This window comes from Flavobacterium cyclinae (assembly GCF_021172145.1).
In the GTDB taxonomy this organism is placed as follows: domain Bacteria; phylum Bacteroidota; class Bacteroidia; order Flavobacteriales; family Flavobacteriaceae; genus Flavobacterium; species Flavobacterium cyclinae.
On the sequence record NZ_CP089095.1, the window covers coordinates 2,133,934 to 2,152,400 of the forward strand.

The 18,467-nt window shown below is 31.8% G+C and carries 23 protein-coding genes; 7 read left to right on the forward strand and 16 right to left on the reverse strand.

Features of this window, described 5'->3' with window-relative positions; all coding sequences use genetic code 11:
* The first annotated feature begins 148 nt into the window (after positions 1–148).
* Together LOS86_RS10000 and LOS86_RS10005 are read left to right on the forward strand one after the other, a co-directional pair.
* Positions 149–976, forward strand: a complete 828-nt coding sequence (locus LOS86_RS10000; protein WP_231841965.1) for a formylglycine-generating enzyme family protein — start codon at positions 149–151, stop codon at positions 974–976.
* A gap of 56 nt (positions 977–1,032) precedes the next feature.
* Positions 1,033–1,452: a nucleoside-diphosphate kinase gene (locus LOS86_RS10005; RefSeq protein ID WP_159779243.1), complete on the forward strand. Its 420-nt coding sequence runs from the start codon at positions 1,033–1,035 to the stop codon at positions 1,450–1,452.
* Positions 1,453–1,530: 78 nt separating this feature from the next.
* Here LOS86_RS10005 and LOS86_RS10010 read toward each other — a convergent pair whose 3' ends face one another.
* Together LOS86_RS10010 and LOS86_RS10015 are read right to left on the reverse strand one after the other, a co-directional pair.
* Positions 1,531–1,827: a DciA family protein gene (locus tag LOS86_RS10010; protein WP_231841966.1), complete on the reverse strand. Its 297-nt coding sequence runs from the start codon at positions 1,825–1,827 to the stop codon at positions 1,531–1,533.
* A gap of 1 nt (position 1,828) precedes the next feature.
* On the reverse strand, positions 1,829–2,245 hold the full coding sequence (locus LOS86_RS10015) for a lipocalin-like domain-containing protein (RefSeq protein ID WP_231841967.1): 417 nt from the start codon (positions 2,243–2,245) through the stop codon (positions 1,829–1,831).
* Positions 2,246–2,345: 100 nt separating this feature from the next.
* Between LOS86_RS10015 and LOS86_RS10020 the strand changes: the two genes are divergently transcribed.
* Positions 2,346–3,410 (forward strand): serine hydrolase domain-containing protein, encoded by a 1,065-nt coding sequence (locus LOS86_RS10020; protein ID WP_231841968.1) that lies wholly within the window; start codon positions 2,346–2,348, stop codon positions 3,408–3,410.
* Positions 3,411–3,622: 212 nt separating this feature from the next.
* Here the strand turns inward: LOS86_RS10020 and ftsY are convergent, their stop codons facing one another.
* The 14 genes from ftsY to LOS86_RS10090 all read right to left on the reverse strand — a co-directional run bounded on the left by ftsY (position 3,623) and on the right by LOS86_RS10090 (position 13,269).
* Positions 3,623–4,603, reverse strand: coding sequence for a signal recognition particle-docking protein FtsY (ftsY, locus tag LOS86_RS10025; protein WP_231841969.1), 981 nt, complete (start codon positions 4,601–4,603; stop codon positions 3,623–3,625).
* Positions 4,604–4,727: 124 nt separating this feature from the next.
* A complete protein-coding gene (locus LOS86_RS10030) occupies positions 4,728–4,880 on the reverse strand; it encodes a DUF4295 domain-containing protein (protein WP_231841970.1) in 153 nt (50 codons plus the stop codon).
* Between the two features lie 37 nt (positions 4,881–4,917).
* Entirely contained in the window at positions 4,918–5,100 is a 183-nt protein-coding gene (gene rpmG / locus LOS86_RS10035; RefSeq protein ID WP_008253902.1) for a 50S ribosomal protein L33, read from the reverse strand.
* Between the two features lie 22 nt (positions 5,101–5,122).
* Positions 5,123–5,365, reverse strand: coding sequence for a 50S ribosomal protein L28 (gene rpmB, locus LOS86_RS10040; protein ID WP_231841971.1), 243 nt, complete (start codon positions 5,363–5,365; stop codon positions 5,123–5,125).
* A 79-nt stretch (positions 5,366–5,444) separates the two neighbouring features.
* A complete protein-coding gene (locus LOS86_RS10045) occupies positions 5,445–6,692 on the reverse strand; it encodes a CinA family nicotinamide mononucleotide deamidase-related protein (protein WP_231841972.1) in 1,248 nt (415 codons plus the stop codon).
* Between the two features lie 37 nt (positions 6,693–6,729).
* On the reverse strand, positions 6,730–7,074 hold the full coding sequence (locus tag LOS86_RS10050) for an Hpt domain-containing protein (protein ID WP_231841973.1): 345 nt from the start codon (positions 7,072–7,074) through the stop codon (positions 6,730–6,732).
* Positions 7,075–7,076: 2 nt separating this feature from the next.
* Positions 7,077–7,688 carry a fumarylacetoacetate hydrolase family protein gene (locus LOS86_RS10055; RefSeq protein WP_231841974.1) on the reverse strand — a complete coding sequence of 204 codons (612 nt, stop codon included), beginning with the start codon at positions 7,686–7,688 and terminating at the stop codon, positions 7,077–7,079.
* A gap of 73 nt (positions 7,689–7,761) precedes the next feature.
* Entirely contained in the window at positions 7,762–8,532 is a 771-nt protein-coding gene (locus LOS86_RS10060; RefSeq protein ID WP_231841975.1) for a 3'-5' exonuclease, read from the reverse strand.
* Between the two features lie 38 nt (positions 8,533–8,570).
* Complete coding sequence (locus LOS86_RS10065) at positions 8,571–9,203, reverse strand: DUF2306 domain-containing protein (RefSeq protein ID WP_231841976.1); 633 nt, start codon at positions 9,201–9,203, stop codon at positions 8,571–8,573.
* Positions 9,203–10,156, reverse strand: a complete 954-nt coding sequence (locus LOS86_RS10070; RefSeq protein WP_231841977.1) for a YARHG domain-containing protein — start codon at positions 10,154–10,156, stop codon at positions 9,203–9,205. The genes LOS86_RS10065 and LOS86_RS10070 overlap by 1 nt, the downstream gene beginning before the upstream one ends.
* A gap of 78 nt (positions 10,157–10,234) precedes the next feature.
* The gene (locus tag LOS86_RS10075; RefSeq protein WP_231841978.1) at positions 10,235–11,566 is read right to left on the reverse strand and encodes a dihydrolipoamide acetyltransferase family protein; all 1,332 of its coding nucleotides are present in this window, start codon (positions 11,564–11,566) and stop codon (positions 10,235–10,237) included.
* Positions 11,567–11,650: 84 nt separating this feature from the next.
* Entirely contained in the window at positions 11,651–12,769 is a 1,119-nt protein-coding gene (locus LOS86_RS10080; protein WP_231841979.1) for a glycosyltransferase family 2 protein, read from the reverse strand.
* Positions 12,770–12,773: 4 nt separating this feature from the next.
* Entirely contained in the window at positions 12,774–13,055 is a 282-nt protein-coding gene (locus tag LOS86_RS10085; protein ID WP_231841980.1) for a type II toxin-antitoxin system RelE/ParE family toxin, read from the reverse strand.
* On the reverse strand, positions 13,045–13,269 hold the full coding sequence (locus LOS86_RS10090; RefSeq protein WP_231841981.1) for a hypothetical protein: 225 nt from the start codon (positions 13,267–13,269) through the stop codon (positions 13,045–13,047). The genes LOS86_RS10085 and LOS86_RS10090 overlap by 11 nt, the downstream gene beginning before the upstream one ends.
* 102 nt (positions 13,270–13,371) lie before the next feature.
* Here LOS86_RS10090 and LOS86_RS10095 point away from each other — a divergent pair, with 102 nt between their 5' ends.
* The 4 genes from LOS86_RS10095 to LOS86_RS10110 all read left to right on the forward strand — a co-directional run bounded on the left by LOS86_RS10095 (position 13,372) and on the right by LOS86_RS10110 (position 18,434).
* Positions 13,372–15,231: an ABC-F family ATP-binding cassette domain-containing protein gene (locus tag LOS86_RS10095; RefSeq protein WP_231841982.1), complete on the forward strand. Its 1,860-nt coding sequence runs from the start codon at positions 13,372–13,374 to the stop codon at positions 15,229–15,231.
* A gap of 137 nt (positions 15,232–15,368) precedes the next feature.
* On the forward strand, positions 15,369–16,163 hold the full coding sequence (locus tag LOS86_RS10100) for an O-methyltransferase (RefSeq protein ID WP_231841983.1): 795 nt from the start codon (positions 15,369–15,371) through the stop codon (positions 16,161–16,163).
* Positions 16,164–16,259: 96 nt separating this feature from the next.
* Positions 16,260–16,961, forward strand: coding sequence for an ABC transporter ATP-binding protein (locus LOS86_RS10105; RefSeq protein ID WP_026724595.1), 702 nt, complete (start codon positions 16,260–16,262; stop codon positions 16,959–16,961).
* 102 nt (positions 16,962–17,063) lie between these two features.
* The gene (locus LOS86_RS10110; protein ID WP_231841984.1) at positions 17,064–18,434 is read left to right on the forward strand and encodes an MATE family efflux transporter; all 1,371 of its coding nucleotides are present in this window, start codon (positions 17,064–17,066) and stop codon (positions 18,432–18,434) included.
* Positions 18,435–18,467: the final 33 nt, after the last annotated feature.

Consider the following 18,467-nt stretch of genomic DNA (forward strand, 5'->3'; position numbering starts at 1 on the left):
AAATCGACTAAAAGCTTTTTTTTTCGATAAAAAGCAATATATTTATTTTTTTAACATAAAATTGACTAAAATTTATATAATTATAACAATTTTAAATCCTTATGTTAAATTATTATTATATTTGCACACCAAAATAACAATAATCCCTATGAAAAAAATTACATTTTATTCGATTTTATTAGTATCTATATTGGCACTTTTTGCTTTTAATGATCGTAATCCTAATTCTGATTTTGTCATGATTGAAGGAGGTACATTCAAAATGGGCTCCAAAGCTTCTGACAGAGCTGCAGATGTTGACGAACAAAAAGAGCATGAAGTAAAACTTAATTCTTTTATGATCAGTAAATTTGAAGTTACTGTTTGGGAATGGAAAGAATTTATCAAAGCTAACAAAATGAAAATGCCAGAAAAACCAAAATGGGGATGGCAAGATAATTATCCAATCAACGGAATTACATGGAATGAAGCAATCGCTTATTGTAACTGGTTGAGCAAAAAAGAAAAATTACAACCTGTTTATTCAAAAAAGGGACCTAATATTGTTTGCAACTTTAAAGCAAATGGGTATAGATTACCTACAGAGGCTGAATGGGAATATGCTGCAAAAGGAGGTTCTTTATCAAAATCCTTTAGATATAGCGGAAGCGACAACTTAGATGACATTGCATGGTATAAAGGAAATAGTAATGGCACTCCACACACAATTGGAACAAAATTACCTAATGAGTTGGGTATTTATGATATGAGCGGAAATGTATGGGAATGGTGTTGGGATTGGTACAACAAAGACTTCTATAAATTAGAAAAAAATGACAATCCAAGAGGTCCAGAAATGGGAAACAGAAGAAGTGTTAGAGGTGGTTCATGGGATAGTCAACCAAATTATGCTAGACCAGCAAATAGAATTTCTACTGAACCTAATAAAACCCATGAATTTTACGGTTTTAGAATAGCAAAATCAATAGCAAAATAATTTTAATACAGTTTGCAAAACCTATTTATAATAGTAACTTTGCAAAAAATTTAAAAATGGCAACAAACAGAACTTTTACAATGATTAAACCAGATGCTGTTGAAAACGGGCATATTGGTGGTATTTTAAATATGATTACTGAAGGTGGTTTCAGAATTGTAGCAATGAAATTAACACAATTAACTGTAGCTGACGCTCAAAAATTCTATGCAGTTCACAGTGAAAGACCTTTCTTTGGTGAATTAGTTGAATTCATGACAAGAGGTCCAATTGTAGCTGCTATCTTAGAAAAAGAAAATGCAGTTGAGGATTTCAGAACTTTAATTGGTGCTACAAACCCAGCTGATGCTGCTGAAGGTACTATCCGTAAAAAATATGCAACTTCTATTGGAGAAAATGCAGTTCATGGATCTGATTCTGATGAAAACGCAGCAATCGAAGGAGCATTTCATTTTGCAGGAAGAGAACAATTTTAATTAGTAAATTTGTAAAAATTACTTAACTAATTATATATTTAAAGTCCCGATTTTTTTATAAAAAATCGGGACTTTTTTTTATCGTAAAACCAAATTGGTTACTATATCTTTTCTTAGTTCCTCATTAATCATTTTAATTATCTTTTCTTTCCCAAAACTCAACTCTTCTCGTAATACTGCAGAAGATAAGGCAACATACAAAGTAGAACCTTTTAATTGAATTTCGGTAGTATAATTATTCACTCCATTTCCCATAAGATTTTTCCAAGCTTCTCGAACGTTAATTTGATCTATACCCACTTCCAATTTATTTTGTGAAATAAATTGTTTTAATACATCTCCTATTGGACTTTCTTCATTATATCTTTTAGCCATTTTATTTAACTGAAAATTGCAAAGGTCTTTTATAATAATATTCAATTTCTTGTTGGTTTTTTACTACCAATTTATCTTTAGTTAATTCAATAATTTCCTCATTCCAAGAAGCGTAAGTTGTTTTATATTGCAATGAAGCTTCTCCGTCTTTTACAACTACTACAAATTCTTCCTGAACATCATTTGTCAAATAAGTACCATCTAACTGTGGCATTACTTTTTTTCTAAAACCTTTATCAGATTCAATTTTAAAAAAATCGATTGTTTCGTTTATTTTATACTCTTTCTTTTCACCATCAGGTAGCACTACTTTTTCAATTTCCCAATACCCATTTAAATTTACCATGTCAGCTTGTGTAATATTTTGTTTACACGAAAAAAACACACCTAAAACAAATAATAAAAGAAGACGTTTCATAATACTGCATAAAATTAGACCATAAAATTACAATTAAATATGATTTGAATTAAACTAATCCATATTTTTATTGTCTAAAAGAAAGATAACTATAAATAAAATGAAAAAAATATTATTCCTCCTAGCAATTACATTTATATTATTTAGCTGTAGTTCAGACAATAACAATTCATCCAATGAAGAAGCAATGTACTTTCCCCCTATTGGATCTACCACTTGGGAAACAAAAACAGCAGCTTCACTTGGTTGGAATGAATCTGAAATTCAACCTTTATTAGATTATTTAGAATTAAAAAATACTAAAGGCTTTATTATACTTCACAATGGAAAAATAGTGATGGAAAATTATTTTAATGGTCATAGTGCAAATGATACATGGTATTGGGCAAGCGCAGGAAAAACACTTACTGCAACCGTTACAGGAATTGCCGAACAAGAAGGTTATTTAAACATAAATGATAAAGTTTCAGATTACCTTGGTACTGGTTGGACTAGTGCACCTTCATTAAAAGAAAATTTAATTACTAATAAACACCTATTAACAATGTCATCAGGATTAGATGATGCTTTAGGTGATGATGTTTCTCCCTCCAACTTACAATATATTGCAGATGCAGGAACACGTTGGGCATATCATAATGTTTATGTTAAACTTCAAGATGTAGTAGCACAGGCTACAGGGCAAACTTGGTCAAACTATTTTAATACAAAATTAAGAGATCGCATCGGTATGACAGGTGGAGCATGGATTCAGACAGGAGGATTGAGTGTTTATTGGAGTACAACAAGAAATATGGCGCGATTTGGTCTTCTTGCATTGAATAACGGAAAATGGCAAAACAATCAAATTGTACCTATAAGTTATATGCAAAATGCAACATCAACTTCACAAAATATTAATTTGGCATATGGTTATTTATGGTGGTTAAATGGAAAGTCAAGTTATCACTTACCACAATCTCAATACCAATTTAATGGCTCTTTGATTCCTTCAGCACCAAGTGATTTATATTGTGCACTAGGAAAAAATGATCAAAAGATATATGTAGTACCGAGTAAAAAATTGGTAATAATTAGAATGGGAAATGCTGCAGATGGAAGTAATTTTGCCTTATCAGATTTTGACGATGTACTTTGGCAAAAAATAAATGCTGTTATAAACTAACAGCATTTATTTTTTATTATTTTTTTTCTTTCTTTTTACCACTTGTAAACTTAATTAGCAAATACATAAAAATTGCAAATGAAGCTAATCGAAGTGTTAAAAATATAAAATCATTGCCCTCAAAAGGTATAGCTATTAAAGCCATTGCAACAGCTATAATAAAAAGCTGTATTGTTCTGTATTTTAAAAGTTCTCTCAAAATAATTGTATTATTATTTAAAAAACGAATCTACAAATTCATATTTATTAAAGACTTGTAAATCTTCAATACCTTCACCAACTCCAATATACTTAACTGGAATTTGAAACTGGTCCGAAATCCCAATAACAACACCACCTTTAGCTGTACCATCTAATTTAGTTACTGCTAAACAAGAAACTTCAGTAGCTGCAGTAAATTGTTTTGCTTGTTCAAATGCATTTTGTCCTGTTGAACCATCTAAAACCAAAAGTACATCATTTGGTGTGTTTTCCACCACTTTTTGCATTACTTTTTTCACTTTAGACAGCTCATTCATTAAACCTACTTTATTATGTAAACGTCCTGCAGTATCAATAATAACAACATCGGCATTTTGAGCTACAGCACTTTGTAAAGTATCAAAAGCTACAGAAGCAGGATCGCTTCCCATTTGTTGTTTTACAATAGGAACTCCAACACGATCAGCCCAAATTTGTAATTGATCAATTGCTGCAGCTCTAAAAGTATCAGCAGCACCTAATACCACATTATAACCAGATTTCTTAAATTGATAAGCTAATTTACCAATCGTTGTGGTTTTTCCAACTCCATTAACTCCAACCACCATAATTACATATGGCTTTGTATTAGTAGGAACTTCAAATTGTGTAGCTTCACCAGAATTAGTTTCTGATAATAATCCAGCTATTTCTTCTCTTAAGATACCATTTAATTCATCAGTACCAAGATATTTATCTCTAGAGACACGATCTTCAATTCGTTCAATAATTTTTAAAGTAGTATTTACCCCAACATCAGAAGAAACTAAAATTTCTTCTAAATTATCTAAAACTTCTGCATCTACTTTAGATTTACCTGCAACCGCTTTTGTAAGTTTAGAAAAAAACGATGTTTTTGTTTTTTCCAAACCTTTATCTAACGTTTGTTTTGCCTCTTCACTAATAGCTTGCTCTTTCTTTTCAGAAGAAAATATTTTTTTAAAAAAACTCATACTAAAATTAGGTTTTAAGTTTTTACAAAACCGATTATCATTTTAATTCGATTTATCAGACAAATGTAAAAATAAAAAAGCTACTTTCAAACGAAAGTAGCTCATCTATATAATGTAAAATGAATTATTTCTTTTTCAAAAATTCATCAACTTCTTCAGGAGTCATAACTGCTTCAACAAAAGTATAAGCACCTGTTTTAGGAGACTTAACCATTTTAATTGCTTTAGTTAATCTTTTAGAAGCTGTTTGTAAAGTTGCTACGGTTTTCTTTGCCATGACTTATAATATTATTTAAAGTTTAAAAAACTTCTAATTACTTAATTTCTTTGTGAACAGTTACTCTTTTTAAGATTGGATTAAATTTTTTAATCTCTAATCTATCTGGAGTATTTTTTTTATTTTTTGTAGTGATGTAACGAGATGTTCCAGGAACTCCTGAAGTTTTGTGCTCTGTACATTCTAAAATAACTTGGATTCTATTACCTTTCTTTGCCATTTTGCTCTATATATTTTAAGGATTAAACAGATTTAACAAATCCGTTAGCTTTTGCATTTTTCAATACAGCAGCAATTCCATTTTTATTAATCGTTTTTAAAGCAGCAGTTGAGATTCTCAACGTTACCCATCTATCTTCTTCAGGAATATAAAAACGTTTCTTAACTAAGTTAACAGAGAATTTTCTCTTTGTTTTATTCATAGCGTGAGAAACATTGTTTCCTACCATCGCTCTTTTACCTGTAAGTTCACAAACTCTTGACATTATTTCTAATCTTTATTTCGTTATCTAAAATCAGGGTGCAAAGAAACAAAATCCATTTCATATACACAACTATCTTTTATTATTTTTTTAAAATTTCTTTATAAATAAGCTCTAACCCTTTACTTACTGCTCTATCAATCACTTTTTCTCTTGGTTGACCAAAGTTAAATTCTTCTACAAAAACCTCACGTGGTGTAGCAATTCCGATAAAAACAGTTCCTAATTCTGCTACTTCATCTCCTTTTGTTGGCCCAGCATTACCTGTTGTAGCTATCGCATAATCAGAATTCAACCTTTTTTGCGCCGAAATAGCCATTGCTTTTGCCACTTCCGCACTAACAACTCCGTTAGAGTTTATGATAGTTTCATCTATTCCTAAAACATCAATTTTTGTTTGAGTAGCATAACTTACTATACTTCCCTTAAAATAATTTGAAGCTCCTGAGACCGCTGCTAAAGTAGAAGCTATTTTACCGCCCGTACAACTTTCGGCTGTAGCTATTGTTAATCCTTGTTCGGTTAACAATCTACCCAACACCACTTCAATTGGTTCATCTTCATTATATCCAACAATAACATCATGAATTAAAACATCCAACATTTTAACTTGACGTTCCATTTCAGTTTTTAGCACATCTTCATTTTCTCCTCGAGCTGTTAATCTCAAACGAACTTTTCCAGGACTAGGCAAGTAAGCTAATTTTATAAAATTTGGTAAATTATTTTCCCATTCTTCTATCTGTTCCGCCAACATACTTTCTCCTCTTCCATAAGTCATGATGGTTTGATGTAAAATATAAGGTCGTTTAAATTTTTGAACCAAATTTGGAATCAACTCATTATCAACTAAATATTTCATTTCATAAGGAACCCCCGGTAATGAAACAAAAATAGTATTTTCTTTTTCCAACCACATACCTGGAGCTGTTCCTACTTGATTGAACAATACTTTTGCTTTAGTAGGAACCAATGCTTGATCTCTATTTATTTGAGTAATTGGACGCTTATAAATCCCTTCGATAATAGATTTTACGTGCGCCAAAACAGCATCATTTTCAATTAATTCATCATCAAAATACTCGCAGAAAGTCTTTTTTGTAATATCATCTTTTGTTGGACCTAATCCACCTGTTACTACAACTACTTCTACTTTATTTTGAAGTGACTCTAATGTATTTAAAATATGTTGTTTGTCATCTGAAATAGACAACATTTCATGTGTTGCTATTCCGATTTTATCTAAAGCTTTTGCAATATATGAAGAGTTTGTATCTACAATTTGGCCAATAAGAATTTCGTCGCCAATGGTAACTATAGCAGCTTTCATTTATATTATTTAATAGGTTGGAGAAAAAGTATTGATATTACAACTTGAAATCTTTTTTAATTTCTTTAACTGCCAAATCAATTCTTTCTTTTAATGATTTAAAAACCTCTTTAATTTCTTTACGTTTCCCTTCCGCTTTTGCCCAATTCATGATTTGAATATTTTCTTCGTAAGCCATATCCATTCCAAGCAAATCTAAAGTAGGTTTAATTTTATGACAAGATGCATACGTAACTGTATAATCTTTTTCTTCAATTCCATTTTTGATCGATTTTATCTCAGCAGGAACTTCTTCCAAAAACAACGTTACAATTTGTAATGCAAAATCAATATCATTTTCTGAAATTTCATAAACTTTAGATAAATTATATTGTAACGCCATTACTATCTTATTTGTACTTTAAACATCGACTTTCCTTCTATAAAACCTTCTAAAACATCACCTTCAGTAACTTTTGCAACACCTTTTGGGGTACCTGTAAAAATAATATCTCCAATTTTTAATGTAAAATATTGTGAAACATACGAAATTAACTCATCAATTTTCCACAACATTAAATTAGTATTACCTTCCTGAACTGTGACACCATTTGATTTTAACTCAAAGTTAATATTTTCTAACGAAGAATAATTTTTTTTCGATGTAAAGTTCCCAATTACCGCTGAATGGTCAAATGCTTTTGCTTTTTCCCAAGGTAAACCTTTTTCTTTCAACTTACTTTGAACATCACGCGCGGTAAAATCAATACCCAAACCAATTTCTTCATAATATTTATGAGCGAACTTAGCATCGATATGTTTTCCTACTTTACAAATCTTAACCAAAATCTCTACTTCATGATGAATATCATTACTAAAAGCTGGAATTACAAACGGATTTTTATTAGGTAAAATCGACGAATCTGGCTTTAAAAAAATAACCGGTTCAGTTGGTCTTTCATTATTAAGTTCCGAAATATGATCAGCGTAATTACGCCCAATACAAATTATTTTCATTTTTTTGAATGATGGATAATAGGTGATTGGTGATGAGTAAAACCAATTACACATTACCATTAACCTATACCCTTTATTTAGTGTTTAACTTCCTTAATTTAATTCCCGTTAATACTTTTTTTGTGTATAAAGGAAAATCTGCATTTTGAATCCAGCCAAAATAACCCGGTTCTTTATCAAATACTTCTTCCACTAATGCGCCTTTGTGCTTTCCAAAGGTAAAAATTTCTTTTCCTTCATTATTTAAAGCGATGAAACCAGCGAAATCTACAGATTTTTTTCGAGTAGTAAATTCTGCTAATGATTTCATATCATTTTCTAAATTTTCATAGCGATCCAATTGCGCTTTTAGAATTTCATATGTAGCCATTGTATCAGCCTCAGCACTGTGAGCATTTTCTAAACTTTGTCCACAATAAAATTTGTAAGCTGCACTTAAGGTGCGTTCTTCCATTTTATGAAAAATCGTTTGCACATCAACAGAAACTCTATTTTTCATATCAAAATCAACTTCAGCTCTAAGCAATTCTTCTGCTAATAAAGGAATATCAAATCTATCTGAATTAAATCCAGCTAAATCCGAATCTTTTATCATGTTATGAATTTGAGAAGCCAATTCTTTGAATGTGGGTTCATTTGCTACTTTTTCATTGGTAATTCCGTGTACAGCCGTAGTTTGAGGCGGAATTGGAATGGTAGGATTTACCAACCAAGTTTTACTTTCTTTATTCCCGTTTGGATATACTTTAAATATTGAAATTTCTACAATTCGGTCTCTTGCTACATCAATTCCTGTAGTTTCAAGATCGAAAAAGCAAATAGGGCGTGTTAATTTTAATTCCATAGCGTTTATATATCTTACAAAGATAAATGAAGATTTTTTTATTTACTAATTCTTGAAAACTTATAATAAATAATAATTTCCGCTAGCAATAAATTAAACGTCCAACCCGACCAAGCTGCTATTCTATAGGCATCCATTGGATATGGTTCAAAAAACAACACTAATAAATACTTAAATAATCGTAAAGAAATTGCAGAAAGTGTCAAAGCAAAACTTCTAATAGCAAATTTTTGATGCTTAATTAGTTGTCTTTTAAGAACGAAATAAAAAGACATAAACGTAAATAACATCCAAAAAGTTGACAATAATAAGAACGAAACTTGGGCTAACACCCCTCCGTTTGCATAATACGACATAACCAAACCACTTGGCCCAGAAAGCAACAAAAGAATACCAACATAAAATCTACCCGAAATTCGATGCAACTTTACATATTTCTTTTGAATGTAATTTGAAAACTGAATAGCGCCAAAAATCATCAAAAAGATACTCGTATACACATGCGTAAAAAAAGCAATTTTATAGTGATCAAAAACGATTACCTCTTGTTTGATTCGCAAAAAAGCAACATCTGTGTGATACGGAATATATTGAAGCGTTATTAACAAAAGTAAATACGAAAAGTAAACATAAACCAACCACAATAAATATTTAGAATACTTACGCCACATTACCTTCCAAAAGTATCATAGTATTCTTCAGCATTTTGCTCATATCGCAGTAACAAATCGATATTTTTAATTTCGACTTCTGTTAAATCCTCTTTTACATCACCAAAAACAGGCATATACCAATCAAATTGTTCAAAATACATTCGCAATTGCTTATCGCGAAAAGCAAATCCATGACGAGCAAAAATGGAATTTCTTAGAATAAAAATATCAGCTTTGGTTAAATTGGAAACGAAATCAGAAGTCAATTCATCAATGGAAGCATTCTTCTCGAATACCTTTTCTGTTGTAGAAAAATACTCAGTGTCAATATATTCTTCAATCTTACCATCTACAGTATCTGTTGTGTAAACAAATTCTTTAGACTTATCCGTGTTAAAAAATGTCATTTCAATTTTTTGTTCCTTATTGTAAACAAAAATCTTTTTCTTAAGGTTAAAAATTCGAGATGTAATTTTTACTTCTTCTGGATAATAAGCTACCCAATCACCTTTCATGATAGAATCGGATTTGTTAATTCGAATTACAAAATTACCATCTGTTTTTTCTTTTTTATATTCATCAACTTTCATTTCAAAATTTGAAGTATTTTCAACTAGTAAACCTTTAAAAGGACTAATATTTCCTACCGAAATAGAATGACCAATTATAGAATCTCCTTTAATTTCATCAATAGAAAAAGTAATTTTTCTGTATAAATAATTAACAGAACTACTCTCATTTTCGTAAATAGAATCAAGCTCAGAATCTGATAAATTAGCATTAAAATTGCCAACCCAATAACCTAACAAATCTTCTTTGCTGTTTACAACCAAGCTAGTATTAACCTTTGGTTCTACAAATTGAATTTCCTCAAAGCTTTGTTCTGCAATAAATTTCCTTTCATTTTTAATTGCTTCTTTACATGAAATAGTTAAGAATACGGCACAGATTAATGGATACAAAATTTTCATAAAATGGAATTAATAAATCAAAAATAACAAAAAACCCGACACTTTTCAGTATCGGGTTGATTTATAATTTATTTGATATTAAATATCTCTATTGATATCCCAAGCTTCTAAATAATCCGCAACGCGTTTTACGAAACTTCCTCCTAATGCTCCATCAACTACTCTGTGGTCATAAGAGTGCGATAAGAACATTTTTTGACGAATTCCAATGAAATCACCTTCTGGAGTTTCAATAACTGCTGGTACTTTTCTAATAGCTCCTAAAGCTAAAATACCTACTTGCGGTTGGTTGATAATTGGTGTTCCAAAAACAGAACCAAAAGTTCCTACATTAGTAACCGTATAAGTTCCGCCTTGTGTATCGTCTGGTTTTAATTTTCCTGCTTTTGCACGGTTTCCTAAGTCATTAACTGCTTTTGCCATTCCAACTAAGTTCAACTGGTCTGCATTTTTAATTACTGGAACAATTAAGTTTCCGTTTGGTAAAGCTGCTGCCATTCCTAAGTTAATATTTTTACGTTTAATAATGTATTCTCCATCAACTGAAATATTCATTCCTGGGAAATCTTTCAACGCTTTAGCAACCGCTTCCATGAAAATTGGTGTAAAAGTTAACTTCTCACCTTCTCTCTTTTCGAAAGCGTTTTTAACTTTATCTCTCCATTTTACAATGTTAGTAACATCAACTTCAATAAACGACTGCACGTGTGCCGAAGTTTGAACCGATTCTACCATGTATTTCGAAATCAGTTTACGCATTCTGTCCATTTCCACAATCTCATCACCACCGTTAACAGAAACTGGAACTGTTGAAGTTTCAGGTTTCACGTTTGAAGTTGGTTTTGTTTCCAATACAGGCTGAGCACTTGCTACTGAAGACTGAACACTAGTTTGACTTCCTCTATTTTTAATATAATTTAATAAATCTTCTTTGTTTACGCGACCATCTTTACCAGAACCAGCAATTGATTCTAATTCTGCTAATGAAATTCCTTCTTCTTTCGCAATGTTTTTAACTAAAGGTGAAAAGAATTTATCTGATCCCGAATAGTCGGGAGAAAAATCAGCTGGCGCTACAGTTTCCTTTGCAACTTCTACTGCTTTTGCAACTTCAGCAACAGCAACTGGCGCTTCTACTTTAACTTCTGGAGTTGCTGCAACGGCACCACCTTCGGTTTCGATAATAGCGATTGTTTGTCCCACTTGAACTACATCATCGGTATTAAATAAAATTTCAACAAGTGTTCCTGCAACTTCTGAAGGCACTTCACTATCTACTTTATCAGTAGCAATTTCAAGTACTGCTTCGTCCATTTCAATTTTATCACCAACTTTTTTTAACCAGTTAGTAACTGTTGCTTCTGCAACACTTTCACCCATTTTAGGTAATTTCAATTCAAACTTTGCCATATCTTTAAACTAAAGTTGTGTTTTTGTATTTGGTTTGCAAAAATACTAATTTTTCGTTCGATTTTTAAAGAAATCAATAATTTTTTACAACAAAATTATTTGTCCTCTATCGTTCGAATTATTACTTCCAATTAAGTAATTCGAACTCGAAATATAATTCTTAAAACTTAGATTTTTACTCATATTTAACTGCATAAAAGTAATAATTTCAGCAAAACTAAAAGTAGTCGTATCAAATATTATTTCTATGTTTTTTTGAGGTAGATTTACAAATTGATTAAAATCAGACAAATAAGTTGTTTTTTGAGGAAGATTTAACTCTAAATTTTCTCTGGAAAAAACTATATATTCATCAATAGTTCGAACTTCATTCTTTTGTTGATTCTTCTTCAAAAGACTAAAAACAAAACTTCCCACTTGCATCATGACATCAAAAACCCATGATTTTTTGAAGTGTTTTTTATAGAAAAATTGCATTGCTTCACGGAAACGTTTCATATAGGTTCCATCGCGAACAGTACTTTCGCCTTTATAATGAATCACCGAAGTTTCATGAAAATAATAATTCGATTTTCCCGTTTTCAAAACCAAATAACTCAAATCGATATCATCAGAATACATGAAGCAATTTTCATCAAAACCACCGACTTCAAGATACAATTCGCGCTTCATTACCATAAAAGCACCCACCAAAATATCAACTTTCCCTGTTTCGTTTTCCGATAAATGTTGGGCATAATATTTTCCGAAATAATTCGAAATTTTATACAATCCGAAAATCTTCGTAAAAGCCACCCAAGGTGTTGGAACGCCACGTTTACTTTCGGGAAGAAAATTACCAGCACCGTCGATTAGTTTACAACCGATTATTCCAGTGTTCAGTGTCCAGTTTTTAGTATTCAGTATTTTAGAAAAAGTATCTTCTGTAACTACAGTATCGGGATTTAAGACACAAATGTATTCGCCTTTGGCTTGGGCAACTCCGATGTTATTTCCTTTTGGAAAACCTAAATTATCTTTGTTTTCAATGAGTTTGATGTGAGGAAATTTGGTTTTCATCATCTTGCAACTATCATCTGAAGATGCATTATCTATAACGATAATTTCTCCATCAATGCCTTCCAAAGCTTTTTGAACACTAAGAACGCATTGCTCTAAAAAATAGCGCACATTATAGTTGAGAATGATTACGGATAGTTGCATAAATTTATTGAGAATCTTTTTTGTTGTTCCAAAAATACACTAATTCGACTTTTTTATCTTTCTCAATAATTCTATAAAATAAGGATGTTTGTTTGGATATAACAATTTTGTAAACATTTTTATGAATTTGACCAATTAAAGGATTAATCGATAACCTTTTTAAATTTTCATCAACTAACATGACAAAATCATCAACTTCTTTTTGATTCCATTTTAAATAAATAAAATCAATTTCTTCCATGTAAGTTTCAACAGCTAAAGGAACCCAAACAATCTTATATTCCATTCAAAAAAGGATATTTCTTTTTCAAATTAGACATAACTTCTTCATGCGTAAAAACAAGACCTTTGTCTGCTTGTTCAATACCCAGCTCAATCGCTTTTTTTACATGTTCTGGCAATTGCTCCCAAGCATCATTACTAGCAATAACTTCACTTTTAGGAGTTACTTCATAAGCTTCTGTTGGTTCTTCTATTTTATTTTTCTTTTTGGAAGTCATAAAATGCATTTTCACAAAGTTAGGAAATAATCTATAATCTTTAGATACAATAAACTATTTTTGCACTTCTAAATTCTAACTTCAGAATTCTAAATTAAAAGAATGAATTATTTATCAGTCGAAAATATCTCTAAATCTTATGGCGAACGTGTGTTGTTTGACAACGTTTCGTTTGGAATTAACAAAGATCAAAAAATAGCTTTTATCGCTAAAAACGGTTCAGGAAAAACCACCATTATGAACATGATTAATGGTTTGGATGAACCTGATACTGGTCAAGTGGTGATTCGAAAAGAAATCAACATGGCGTTTTTGTCGCAAAACAATAATTTGCAAGACGAACTAACCATTGAGGAAAATATTTTTGCTTCGGATAATGAAATTCTGAAGGTAATTGAACGCTACGAAAAAGCTTTAGAAAATCCGAATGATGAAGAAGCGTATCAAAGAGCTTTTGATGATATGGACCGACACAATGCTTGGGATTTTGAAACGCAATTCAAGCAAATTTTGTACAAACTGAAGTTGGAAGACCTGAAAATGAAAGTCAAAAACATGTCAGGTGGACAAAAAAAGCGTTTATCGTTAGCGATTATTTTGATTAGTAAACCCGATTTATTGATTTTAGACGAGCCAACCAATCACTTGGATTTAGAGATGATTGAATGGTTAGAAGATTATTTTGCTAAAGAAAATATAACGTTGTTTATGGTAACACACGACCGTTTCTTTTTAGAACGTGTTTGTAACGAAATCATCGAATTAGATAACGGAAAAATCTACCAATACAAAGGGAATTATTCCTATTATTTAACCAAAAAAGAAGAACGTTTGGCTTCTGAAAATGCAACAATTGACAAAGCGCAAAACTTATTCGTAAAGGAATTGGCTTGGATGCGCCGTCAACCAAAAGCAAGAACTACCAAATCAAAATCGCGTCAAGATGATTTTTACAAAATCAAAGCAGTTGCTGAAAGTCGCAGAAAAGAAAATGTTGTAGAGCTCGAAATCAACATGGAGCGCATGGGAAGCAAAATTATCGAAATGGTTAAAGTGAATAAAAAATTCCCTGACAGAACTATTTTAAATGATTTTTCTTATTCTTTTCAACGTGAAGAACGTATTGGAATCATTGGTAAAAATGGAACAGGAAAATCTACTTTCTTGAATATTTTAACGCAAACCATGCAGCCTGATTCGGGTAAAGTAATTATAGGTGATACAATTAAAATTGGGTATTATACACAAAGTGGAATCAACCCAAAACCAGGTCAAAAAGTAATCGACATCATCAAAGAATATGGCGAATATATTCCGTTGACGAAAGGGAAAATTATTTCGGCTTCGCAATTATTGGAACGCTTTTTATTTGATGCCAAAAAACAATACGATTTCGTAGAAAAATTAAGTGGTGGCGAATTAAAACGTTTGTATTTATGTACGGTTTTAATTCAGAATCCAAATTTCTTGATTCTGGATGAGCCAACGAATGACTTAGATATTGTAACTTTAAACGTTTTAGAAAGTTTCCTCTTAGATTATCCAGGCTGTTTGTTAGTGGTAAGTCACGATAGATATTTCATGGATAAGATTGTGGACCACTTATTTGTTTTTAGAGGCGAAGGTGAGATTGAAGATTTTCCAGGAAACTATTCGGATTTCAGAGCATATGAAGATTCTATTGAACCTGAAAAAGACGACAGCCCAAAAGAGAAAGTCAATTGGAAAGAAAAACAAACCGCTTCAACTGGTTTGAGTTTCAATGAACAGAAAGAATTCAATAAAATTGAAAGAGAAATAAAAGATTTAGAAATTCAAAAGAAAGCTATCGAACAAGAATTCGCCGACGGAAAAGTTTCGGACGATAAGATTGAAGCTAAAGCCAACGAATTGCAAAAAATCATTCAGTCTTTAGAAGAAAAAGAAGAACGCTGGTTTGAATTATCGAGTAAAATGGAGTAATAATTAGTATTCAGTCGCAGTCGCAGTAAGCAGAGAAAACTGTGACTGAAAACTGTGACTGAAAACTGTGACTGAAAACTGTGACTATAATTAAATCCTATATAAAATTCCTTTTCCACTCCAAAAATGAACATGGAGTGCATTCGCCATTTGTGTTTGATTTGGTTACAAAATGCTTTTATGACAACATAAAATATCCAGAATACGAAGTATTAAAATCGTACCGAAAATCGCTTTTAGCAAATAAAAACACGATTGAAGTAACCGATTTTGGTGCAGGTTCACGAGTTTTTAAATCGAATGTTAGAGAAATTTCAAAAATCGCACAAACCGCCGGAATTACGTCAAAAAATGCGGAATTACTTTTTAGAATTGTTCGCTATTTTCAACCAAAAAGCATTTTAGAAATTGGAACTTCGTTAGGATTGGCAACAAATTCTTTAGCTTTAGGAAACCCTGAAGCTTTTATAACTACGATAGAAGGGTGTAAAAACACACAAGATGTAGCAAAAAAGAATTTTGAAAAACAATTTGAAGGAGCATTTGGTAGAGATTTTAGCTATCCAAAACCAAATGTAAATTTTGTGACTACAGAATTTTCAAGTTATTTCAAAACCCATCACCCATCACCCATCACCCATCACCTAATCTATTTCGATGGCAACCATTCCAAAAAAGCTACTTTAGCTTATTTTGAAGCGTTACTTCCAACTATTTCGAACGATTCTGTATGGATTTTCGATGACATTCATTGGTCGGCTGACATGGAAGAAGCTTGGAAAATCATAAAAAATCATCCAAAGGTTTCGGTTACAATTGATACGTTTCAATGGGGAATTGTCTTTTTCAGAGCCGAACAACAAAAAGAACATTTCATTATCAATCCAAACAAAACAATTAGTTCTCACTTGTTTGAAAGAATTCGTTTTTAGTTGTAACAAATTCCTTTCTTTTTCTACTTATAAAAGTAGTATATCAACAATTCTGTCATCTCGAGCGAAGTCGAGAGGTTAAATTCTAATTTCATTATGGCAAATCCGTTAATCAAAATAACCAATATCAAAAGAGATTTCCCTTTAGGAAACGAAATCGTATATGTATTAAAAGGCATCGATTTAGAAATCAATAAAGGTGAATATGTAGCTTTAATGGGACCTTCAGGTTCTGGAAAATCCACTTTGATGAATATTTTAGGTTGTTTGGACACTCCAACTTCTGGAACTTACATTTTGAACGGAAAACACGTAAGTGAAATGCAAGACGATGAATTGGCAGGAATTCGTAATAAAGAAATTGGATTCGTTTTTCAAACGTTTAACTTAATGCCAAGAACAACCGCTTTAGATAATGTGGCTTTACCAATGGTTTATGCAGGTCATTCTAAATCGGAACGAGTTGAAAGAGCTACCGAAGTATTGACACAAGTAGGACTTCAAGACCGTATGGATCACAAACCAAATCAGTTATCGGGTGGTCAACGTCAGCGTGTGGCGGTAGCTAGAGCTTTGGTCAACAAACCATCAATCATTTTAGCCGATGAGCCAACCGGAAACTTAGACAGTAAAACTTCGGTGGAAATCATGAATTTATTCAACGAAATTCACGCCAACGGAAACACTGTAATCTTAGTAACACACGAAGAAGACATTGCCGCATATGCACACAGAATCATTCGTTTACGAGACGGTCTTATTGAAAGTGATTCACAAAATCCAAACATTAAAAAGTAATTTTTATATAAAAAAAGTAAGCCTGTCTTGATATTAAATCTCGACAGGTTTTTTTATTGTAATCCTAGTAAAATAACTAACTTTGCCAACTAATTTTTCAGAATGAACTTTTCCGACTACTCTAAAGAATTTTCACAAAACTTAAAACTCGCCTACCCTATTATTTTAGGAATGTTAGGTCATACCATTGTGGGAATTGTGGATAACATCATGGTCGGAAAATTAGGTCCAACAGAATTAGCGGCGGTTTCATTAGGAAACAGTTTTGTCTTCATTGCTATGTCATTAGGAATTGGATTTTCAACAGCCATTACGCCTTTAGTAGCAGAATCTGATGGAAAAAATGATGTCGCTGGTGGTCGTTCGGCTTTTCATCATGGATTGTATTTGTGTACAATCTTAGGTGTGGCACTATTTTCTTTAATCTTTTTTGCCAAACCGTTAATCGCTTTTATGGGCCAACCCGAAGATGTGGTAGAAATGGCAAAACCCTATCTTGATATCGTTGGTTTTTCGTTAATTCCGCTAATTATGTATCAAGCGTACAAACAATTTGCTGATGGATTGAGCGAAACAAAATATTCAATGTGGGCAACCATTATTGGAAATATTACCAACGTTACATTAAACTATTTTTTAATCTACGGAATTTGGATTTTTCCTGAATTAGGTATTGTTGGTGCAGCTATTGGAACTATCGCTTCTCGTTTTGTGATGTTAGGTTTTATGCACTACATGATGAATTTAAAACCGAAATTCCATCCGTATTTTAAAGGATTTAGTTTGAAAGAAATTAAGAAGGAAGTCAACCAAAAAATCATCAAAATTGGAATGCCTTCTGCTATGCAAATGTTCTTTGAAGTAGCATTATTTACTGGAGCTATTTGGTTGTGCGGAATGATTGGAACTACCAGTCAAGCTGCCAATCAAATTGCATTGAGTTTGGCATCAATGACCTTCATGTTTGCCATGGGATTAAGCGTAACTGCCATGATTCGTATTGGAAATCAAAAAGGATTGAACGATTTTGTTACACTTCGAAGAGTAGCAATTTCCATTTTTTTATTAACGATACTTATTGAAGTAGTTTTCGCCTTGTTATTTGTACTATTACACACTAGTTTACCTTATATTTTCGTAGATATCAACGATATTAAAAACCTAACCGAAAACTTAGAAGTAATCGCAATTTCAGCTAACTTACTTTTAGTAGCGGCTGTTTTTCAAATTTCCGATGGCTTGCAAGTGGTGGTTTTAGGAGCACTTCGTGGCTTACAAGATGCGAAAATTCCAATGTATATTACGTTTGTAGCGTATTGGGTAATTGGATTTCCTATTTCTATTTATTTAGGATTAGAAACCGAATTAAAAGCTGTTGGTGTGTGGATTGGACTTTTAGCCGGATTAACAGCAGCCGCGATATTTTTGTATATTCGCTTTAATTACTTAACGAAAAAATTGATTAAAAATTAATAACGTACAGACAAGTCATTTACTAGTCTCAAT